This is a genomic window from Actinacidiphila sp. bgisy160 (genome assembly GCF_057707815.1).
Genome location: NZ_JBYIQW010000073.1, coordinates 22,832 through 31,606 on the forward strand (window position 1 = coordinate 22,832; position 8,775 = coordinate 31,606).

General features: G+C 74.1%; 6 protein-coding genes and 1 pseudogene. 5 read left to right on the forward strand and 2 right to left on the reverse strand.

Translation table 11 applies throughout. The features are described from left to right. Positions 1-21: 21 nt before the first annotated feature. Positions 22-498 carry a MarR family winged helix-turn-helix transcriptional regulator gene (locus tag AC3EUJ_RS33910; RefSeq protein WP_431968296.1) on the reverse strand — a complete coding sequence of 159 codons (477 nt, stop codon included), beginning with the start codon at positions 496-498 and terminating at the stop codon, positions 22-24. A gap of 105 nt (positions 499-603) precedes the next feature. On the opposite strand from AC3EUJ_RS33910, the gene AC3EUJ_RS33915 reads away from it, so the two are divergent. The 3 genes from AC3EUJ_RS33915 to AC3EUJ_RS33925 are packed head-to-tail and all read left to right on the forward strand — an operon-like array spanning position 604 to position 3,400. Continuing rightward, positions 604-1,653: an LLM class flavin-dependent oxidoreductase gene (locus AC3EUJ_RS33915; protein WP_431968298.1), complete on the forward strand. Its 1,050-nt coding sequence runs from the start codon at positions 604-606 to the stop codon at positions 1,651-1,653. Then, entirely contained in the window at positions 1,646-2,677 is a 1,032-nt protein-coding gene (locus AC3EUJ_RS33920) for an LLM class flavin-dependent oxidoreductase (RefSeq protein WP_431968300.1), read from the forward strand. Before AC3EUJ_RS33915 ends, AC3EUJ_RS33920 begins: the two co-directional genes overlap by 8 nt. 36 nt (positions 2,678-2,713) lie before the next feature. Next, a complete protein-coding gene (locus AC3EUJ_RS33925) occupies positions 2,714-3,400 on the forward strand; it encodes an NADPH-dependent F420 reductase (RefSeq protein ID WP_431968302.1) in 687 nt (228 codons plus the stop codon). A gap of 54 nt (positions 3,401-3,454) precedes the next feature. Here AC3EUJ_RS33925 and AC3EUJ_RS33930 read toward each other — a convergent pair. Continuing rightward, positions 3,455-3,649: pseudogene (locus tag AC3EUJ_RS33930) on the reverse strand (aspartate aminotransferase family protein); the annotation flags it as partial. Between the two features lie 40 nt (positions 3,650-3,689). Here AC3EUJ_RS33930 and AC3EUJ_RS33935 point away from each other — a divergent pair. Both AC3EUJ_RS33935 and AC3EUJ_RS33940 read left to right on the forward strand, forming a co-directional pair. Further along, positions 3,690-5,912 (forward strand): hypothetical protein, encoded by a 2,223-nt coding sequence (locus AC3EUJ_RS33935; protein ID WP_431968304.1) that lies wholly within the window; start codon positions 3,690-3,692, stop codon positions 5,910-5,912. Positions 5,913-6,188: 276 nt separating this feature from the next. Further along, positions 6,189-8,723, forward strand: coding sequence for an alkaline phosphatase D family protein (locus tag AC3EUJ_RS33940; RefSeq protein ID WP_431968306.1), 2,535 nt, complete (start codon positions 6,189-6,191; stop codon positions 8,721-8,723). Positions 8,724-8,775: the final 52 nt, after the last annotated feature.

Consider the following 8,775-nt stretch of genomic DNA (forward strand, 5'->3'; position numbering starts at 1 on the left):
GGGCGGCCGGCGAGAGGGACCTCACCTGGGGCCGGAGGCGGCGTCCAGCCGGCCGCGAAGGGCCTGGGCGATCTCGCCCGCGGCGGCCGTCTGCTCCGGTGTGAGGGCGTCGACGAACATCTCCCGGACGGCGCTGAGGTGCGGCAGCGTGGCGCGCCGGAAGGCCCTGGCACCGTCGTCGGTGAGGACGGCCTCGGCGCCGCGGCTGTCGGTGGTGCACTCCACGCGCCGGATCAGCCCGCGCCGTTCCATGCGTCCGAGGTGGTGGGACAGGCGGCTGCGTTCCCAGCCGATCGCCACCGCGAGGTCGGAGGAGCGCAGGCGGTGGCCGTCGGCCTCGTGCAGCGCGAGCAGGACCGCGTAGTCCCCGGGGGACAGGGCGGAGTCGACGTGCAGGCGCGACGTCAGGTGGGAGCGGAGCCGCTCGGTGGTCTCGATGAAGTCACGCCAGATCCGGAGTTCCTCGGTGGTGGGCAGTGGCCCGTGTCCGCGTTCCATGAGCCCCCTTCTGTTTGACACGTCAATCATATCCCTGCATGCTTGACGCGTCAATCAAATGGCCGCCGGGCGGGGAACCGTTCCGGAGGCAGGGAGGAGGGGACCATGACACCCGCTGCCTTCGAACTGGGTCTCAACTCGTTCGGAGAGGTCGCGACGGACGGCGGACGCGTACTGAGCGACGCCGAGACCGTCCGGCTGCTCGTCGAGGAGGCCGCGCTCGCCGACGCCGCCGGGCTCGACGTCTTCAGCGTCGGGGAGCACTACCGGCCCGGACACATGGACACCGCCACCCCGGTCCTGCTGTCCGCGATGGCCACCGCCACCGAGCGCGTCAAGCTCGGCACCTCGGTGACCGTGCTCAGCACCAATGACCCGGTGCGGCTCTACCACGCGTTCTCCACCCTGGACGCGGTGTCGGACGGCCGCGCCCAGCTCGTCCTCGGTCGCGCCTCGGTCACCGAGTCGTTCGCCCTGTTCGGTCACGACGTGTCCGAGTACGACCGGCTCTTCGACGAGAAGCTCGACCTGTTCATGCGCCTGCAGCGGGAGGAAACGGTCACCTGGTCCGGCACCGTCCGGAGCCCGCTGGTCGGCCAGCACCTCCGGCCGCGCATGCGCGAGGGCGGCATCCCCACCTGGATCGGTGTCGGCGGCAGCCCCAACTCCACCCTGCGCGCCGCCCGCTACGGGCTGCCGCTGATGCTGGCGATCATCGGGGGCCGCCCGCAGCGCTTCGCCGGCCACGTGGACCTCTTCCGGCGCGGGCTCCAGCAGCACGGGCACCCCGCCCGGCCCATCGGCCAGCACTCCCTGGGCCTCGTCGCGGACACCGACGAGGAGGCGGTCGAGACCTGGTGGCGGTACTGGGAGCCGGTCGTGGCCGCGTTCTCCGAGGAGCGCGGCTTCTACCGGCCGTCGTACAAGCGCTACCTGGCGGAGGTCGCCGACGGCGCGCTCTTCGTCGGCTCCCCCCAGACGGTTGCGCGCAAGATCGTCCGGGTCGCCCGCGACCTGCACCTGAACCGCTTCGACCTGAAATACGACATCATGCACCTCCCCCGCCAGGCCCGCGCCCGCACGATCGAGCTCCTGGGCCGGGAAGTGGCGCCGATGGTGCGCGAACTGCTCACGAAGGAAGCCTCCGATGTCTGACCTCCTCTTCGGCCTCGACTCGTTCGGCGACGTGCCGGTGGACGACACCGGTGCGCCCGTCTCCCACGCGGCCTCCCTCCGGGCGGTCCTCGACGAGGCCGTCCTGGCCGACCAGATCGGCGTCGACGCCCTCGCGCTCGGTGAGCACCACCGCCCCGAGTACTCGGTGTCGACCCCGGAGACCGTCCTCGCCGGCATCGCCACGCGCACCGGGCGCATCAAGCTCGGCTCCGGCGTGACCGTCCTCAGCTCCGACGATCCCGTCCGCGTCTTCCAGCGCTTCGCCACCGTCGACGCCCTCTCGCGGGGCCGGGCCGAGGTGATCCTCGGCCGCGGGTCCTTCACCGAGTCCTTCCCCCTGTTCGGGTACGACCTCAGCGACTACGACGTGCTCTTCGAGGAGAAGATCGAGCTCTTCGCGAAGCTCCTCGACGAGAAGCCGGTGACCTGGAGCGGCACCACGAGGGCGCCGCTGCAGGACGCGGACGTCTTCCCGAAAACCGAGTCCGGGCGGCTGCAGACCTGGGTCGGCGTGGGCGGCTCGCCCCAGTCGGTCGTCCGCACCGCGCGCTACGGATTCCCGCTCATGCTCGCCATCATCGGCGGCGCCCCCGCGCGCTTCGCGCCCTACATCGACCTCTACCGGCGCGCGGCGGAGCAGTTCGGCACGACCGCCCACCCGGTGGGGATGCACTCGCCCGGCTTCGTCGCGGACACCGACGAGGAGGCCCGGCAGGGGTACTGGCCCAGCTACCGGGTGATGCGGGACCGCATCGGCAGGCTGCGCGGCTGGCCGCCGGTCCGCCGCGAGGAGTTCGACGCCGAGCTCGAGCACGGCTCCCTCTACGTCGGCTCCCCCGAGACCGTCGCCCGCAAGATCGCCAAGGCCGTCGGCGAGCTCGGGGTCGGCCGCTTCGACCTCATCTACACCGTGGGACCGCAGCCGCTCAGCGCCCGCATGCGGGCCGTCGAGCTGTACGGCACAAAGGTGATCCCCATGGTCCGCGACATCCTCGCGGGCTGACGCCCCCACTGACGCAGGAACAGGAACGGAGACGACATGGACACCGAGGGCGTGCGCACGATCGGCATCCTGGGCGCGGGCAAGGTCGGGACCGTGCTGGCCCGGCTGGCCCTGGCCGCGGGCCACCGCGTGCTGATCGCGGGCTCGGGCGACCCCGCCGCCATCGCGCTCACGGTGGAGGTCCTCACCCCGGGCGCGGTCGCGGTCACCGCCGCCGAGGCCGCCGCCCGGGCCGACCTGGTGGTCCTCGCCCTCCCGCTGGGCAAGTACCGCACCGTCCCGGCCGAGGCGCTGAGCGGCAAGCTCGTGATCGACGCGATGAACTACTGGTGGGAGGTCGACGGCATACGCGACGACCTCACCGACCCGCGCACGTCGTCGAGCGAGACCGTGCAGGCGTTCCTGGCGGGTTCGCGCGTCGTGAAGGCCTTCAACCACATGGGCTACCACGATCTCGAGGACGGAGCCCGGCCCGCCGGGACGCCCGGCCGCAAGGCGATCGCCATCGCCGGCGACGACCCCGCCGACCTCGCCGAGGTCGCCCGCCTGGTGGACGCGCTCGGCTTCGACCCCGTCGTCGCGGGCCCGCTCGCGGAGGGCGTCCGCCTGGAACCGGGCACCGAGCCCTTCGGCGCCAATGTCGACGGCGCGGAACTGCGCGCCATGCTCGACCGGTTCCCGGAGACCGACCGCGGACGCAGCGTCGCCGCTGCTCGCGTGTAGGCGGCCGAGGCCCGCAGGCGCCGGGCGGGAGGTGAAGGGCGGCCCGGGGCGGGGCCGGGGCCGGGACCGGGGCGGGACCGGGTCGACGAGTTCGACGAGTTCGACGAGTTCGAAGCCGAGCATGAGGCCGCGTCCGCGGCCGCGGACGTCGCCGACGCAGGGGTGTTCCTCGGCCGGCGTCCGCAGCCGGGCGAGCTCGCCGGCCCCGAGGAAGGCGGCGTGCTCGGCGAGGCCGTTGCGCCGCACGTAGGGCCCGGCGTTGTCGGACCCTTGTGGAAGGATCCGCGACATGGATCTCGACACCGTGTTCGCCGGCCTGGACAGCGTTGCCTGGGCGGACCTGCACCATGCCTACGGCCCCGCCGGTGATGTCCCTGCCCTGCTGCGGGCGTTGGCCTCCACGGATCAGGAGTCCGCCGAGGAGGCCGAGCAGGAGCTGTGGAGCAGCCTCGTGCACCAGGGCACGGTGTACCGGGCAACGGTGCCGGCTGTGCCCTTCCTGGCGCGGCTCGCGGCAGCGGATGTGCGCCGCGCCGAGCTGCTCGGCATGGTGGGCGCCATCGCCGAGAGCACGGACGAGCACGATCCGGAACGGCCGGGCGCCGCGCGTGCCGCGGTCGTCGGGCAGCTTCCGCTGCTGCTGCCCCTGTTGTCGGACACCGACCCCGAGGTACAGCAGTGTGCGGCCTGGGCCGTCGCCCAGTGCGGGCCGGGGGCCGGACCGGCAGCCGCGGCGGCGTTGCGACAGCGCTGGGAGGCGGAGGCCGTCCCGGCGGTTCGGGCCGGGGTGCTGACCGCGTGCGCCGCGGTCGGCCCCGACGCGGCCGACGATCTGTGTGCGGCCGCGACGTGTGCGGACGAGTCCCCGCAGGTTCGTGTGGCGGCGCTGCTGGCTGTCGTGGACACCGGCCGTCCGTGGGACGACGGGCTGGGTGCCGTCGTGGCGGAGCTGTCGCCACTGGGCCGCCATGCGGCGGGCGACCCGTGGGAACGGCAGCCGCTGCGGGCCCTGCTCATCGGACTGCACGAGCGGGGCGACGCCGCAGCCGCAATCGACGTCGCCGTCTCGGCGCTGGACGGCGCGGTGGAAGCCGTACGCGCAGGCGACCCCAAGGCGGCCGCCGGGGAGGCGACATGGGCGGCCGAGTGCCTCGCGCTGCGCTCCCGGACCGCCCCGGCACGGCTGCTGCCCGCGATGCTGCCACTGCTCGACCACCCGGACACCGCAGGCATGGTCATCGACGCGGTACGCGACTGGGCCCTGCCCGCGCCGCAGGCGGTGCCCCCGCTGGTCGGCCTCGCCGAGGGGACGGGTGAGCACGCCGACCGCGCCCTGGCCGCCCTGGTGTGGCTGGGCGCGCCCGAGGCGGCGGACCTCCTCGCGCGTCACTTCGGGAGCCGGCCGCGGGCCCTGGAAGCCGCCTTCCGTCGCGCCACGCTCAAGCCTCCGGCCCCACTGCCCTGCACCGCGGCGCTGCTCGACGCCGTCCGCGCCCGGCTCGCGGCCCGGACAGCCGGGTCCGCGACGCCCCCCGCGCGCCGGCCACTGGTGGCGGGTGGCCTCGACACCGTCAACGAACCGGTCTACCTCGCGGGCCTCCTGGCGGGTTGGGGGCGGTCCGCCCGCGCCGCGCTGCCCGAATTGGTCGACGCCCTCCCCCATCACCCGTTCGTGGTCGGCCGGGCGCTCGCCGCCGTCGCCGACGCCGGGCGTGACCCGGACGTGGTCACCGCGCTGCGGGCCTGCGCCGGGTCCGGACGCCGGTCGGACCGTCAGGGGGCGGCAACCGCGCTCCACTCGCTGACGGGCGACGCCACAGCCCTGCTCGCCGTGCTGGAGGCGGCCCTCGACGAGCCGAACGACCGGCGCGACCACTTCGTCGGCGCCGTCGCACCACTCGGCGAGCAGGCGCGTCCGCTGCTTCCCCGGCTACGGGCGCTGCTGGCCGAACCGGTGGAGACGCGGTCCACCGTTCCCGCGGTGGAGGCGGCGCTGACGGCGGCCGCCGCGGTCTGGAAGCTGACGGCTGACGGGGAGGCCGTGCTGCCCGTGATCCTGGAGGGCCTGGCCTGGACCGAGCAGCCCTGGGGCGAGCGCACCGCCAGGCGGGCCGCCGAGGTCGCCGCCCTCGTCGGGCCCGCCGCGCGGGCGGCCGTACCGCGGTTGCTGTCGATGCTCGACCGCCCGGCCACGGCCCCGGCCGCCGCCCGTGCGCTGGTGGCCCTGCACCCCGGCAGTGACCGCCCGGCCGGCGTCCCGCTCACGGAACTCGTCGACCGCGTCCTGGCGTCGCTCGCGCCCGGCGCGTACGCGCACTCCGCGCTCGCCGCGCTGAAGGTCCTCGCCGCCCTCGGACCCACCGCGTTCACCGCCGCCCAGCTCGACCGCGTACGCCAACTCGCGGACGGGGAGCGCCGCATCGTGGGATCGGGCACCCAGATCGACATCATCCGCGACGACGAGGAGTTCCGCGCCGCCGCCCGTACCGTCCTGGCGGGTCTGACGCCCTGAACCGGGCACCGGGGCCGGAGGACTCGGACTCAGAGGAACAACGACAGTCGGCAGGAGGAGCAGGACGGCGACCGCCGACGCGACCGGGACGCCGAGCGTGGTGGCCGCCCCTTCGCAGGCGCCCCGATCGAGGACGCGGCACTCGCGAGGATGGTGCCCATCACCCCTGCGTGGAGTCGCCCGCACAACGCTGACCGCGCTCGCCATGTGCTGGACACCCTCCCTTCCCGGCGGCGACACCCGTCCGGACGTGTGCCTGCTGCACGATCTTCGGACGTGACTACCAGCCCTGCCCTGCGCACCCTCGACCGCCGCCGGTTCCTCGCCCTCGCGGGCGGCACTCTCGGCGTCCTGGCCGCGGGCCAGTTGACCGAGGCGCTCGCCGCGCGCGCCGCGGAACTGGACCCCGCGCCCTTCTCGCTCGGCGTCGCCTCCGGCGACCCGGACCACCACAGCGTCGTCCTGTGGACCCGCCTGGTGCCCGACCCGCTCGACGCGGAGACGGGCGGCATGCCCGCCACGGCCGTGGAGGTGCGGTGGGAGGTGGCGACGGACGAGTCCTTCCGGAAGGTCGTCGCGAGCGGCGCGGTGACGGCGCTGCCCGAGTCCGCGCACACCGTGCACGTCGTCGTGGACGACCTGGCCCCCGACCGCTGGTACTGGTACCGCTTCCAGTACGGCGAGGTCCGCAGCCGCACCGGCCGCACCCGGACCATGCCGCCGCCCGGGGCGAAGGCCGACCGGCTGCGCTTCGCGTTCGTGTCGTGCCAGTCGTGGACCGGCGGCGCCTACCCCGCCTACCGCGACCTGGCGGAACAGGACCTCGACTTCGTCCTCCACCTCGGCGACTACATCTACGAGACGACGGGCGGCAGCCTCACCGAGTTCCGCCGGCTGCACGCCCTCTACAAAACCTCCCCGGAACTGCGGGCGGCCCACGCACGATTCCCGTTCTTCGTCACCTGGGACGACCACGAGGTCCAGAACAACTACGCGGCCGGCGTGCCGGGCGGCACCGGCGACGGCCGTCCCTTCCTGGAGCGCCGGGCCAACGGCTACCAGGCGTACTACGAGCACCTGCCGCTGCGGCCCGAGCAGCGGCCCACCGGCCCGGACGCGCTGATGTACCGTCAGGTACGGTTCGGGAGGCTCGCCGAGTTCAGCGTGCTCGACACCCGCCAGTACCGCACCGACCAGGCGTACGGGGACGGGCGCAAGGAGCCGGGTCCCGAGGTCTGGAACCCGGAACGCACGATGACCGGCCCGGAGCAGGAGAAGTGGCTGCTCGGCAACCTGGACCGCTCCAAGGCGCGGTGGAACGTCATCGCCCAGCAGACCATCATGGCCGCCTTCGACTACGACCTCGGCCCGGGGAAGATCGTCAACCTCGACCAGTGGGACGGGTACGCGGGTGCCCGCGCCCGCATCCTGGACTTCCTCGCCGGCCACGACGTCGCCAACCCGGTCGTCCTCAGCGGCGACTGGCACACCCACTGGGTCAACGACCTCAAGACCGACTTCGACGACCCCCAGGCACCGGTCGTCGCCACCGAGTTCGTCGGCACGTCGATCTCCTCCGGCGCCGGCTGGGACGCCGACGTGCGCGCCGGTCTCGTCGCCAACCCGCACGTGAAGTTCTACAACGGCACCTATCGCGGCTACGTGATGTGCGACGTGACCCGCGACCGGTGGCGCGCCGACCTGCGCATCGTCCTCAAGGGCGACGACGCGGCCTCCCCCGCGTTCACCATCGCCGCCTTCGAGGTGCGCGACGGACTCCCCGGTGCCCGGCGGATCGACGCCGGCGACGGGCTGGTGGGGCGCATCACCGACAAGGTGACCGGCGCGCCGCTCGCCAACGTCCAGGTGACGGTCACGGCCGCGGACGGCACCCGGTTCGCGTCCGTCACCACCGACACCACCGGCGAGTACATGGCCTTCGCGCCGCCCGGACAGTACGGGGTCGCCGTGGGCGGCGTCGGTTACGAACCGGTGGCCGCCACGGCCGTCGTGCGCGCGGGCGTGCAGACCCGGGGCGACGTGGCCATGACGCGCGCCGCCGTACGGGCCGGTACCGGCCGCCCGGTGCCCGGGCCGCAGTCGCAGGCGGCGGCCACGGACGTCACGCTGTCCAACGGCATGCTGTCGCTGGCCGTGTCGGCGGGCTCCCAGGACCCCCAGCTGCCCGGGGTCACCCTGGGCAAGCCGCTGGACCTGGCCGCCGTGGGCCACCTGGACCAGCTGGACTGGATGAACCTGCCGTACGCCTCGACGGCGCGGCCGCGCGGGAGCAACGCGTGGCAGCAGCTGACCGTGCGGTCCACCGCCCTGGAGGTGCTCTCCGCGGGCGGCCCGGTCGCCTCCGCGCGGGCCACCGGCGCCGGCACCCAGGTCCCCGACGTCGAGGTGGTCACGATCTTCACGATCGGCGAGGGCGAGCCCTGGGTCACCGCCGAGAGCGTCTTCACCAACCGCGGAACGCAGGCCCGCACCTTCTGGTTGGGCGACGTGCTGGACCACGACGGCGCCGGCCAGCGCAGCGGCGTCGCCGGGCACGGCACCGTGACCGCCTCCGCCCCGGCCGACTTCGAGCCGACGGCGCCTTGGGTGGGCATGACCGGTTCCGACGGCCAGACGTACGGGCTGCTCTACGACGAGCCGGGCTTCACCGCGTACGCCTGCGGGATCTGGGTGATGACCCAGCGGCAGGTGACGATCGAACCCGGCGCCGCGTTCACCCTGCGGCGCCGGATCGCCGCCGTCGGCAACGGCGGCGCGGCCGACCCGTTCGCGGTGCTCGCCACGCTCTGACCGGTCATGAGCCGCGGGGGGGGGTCCCCGGCCACTGGGGGCACCCCCAATT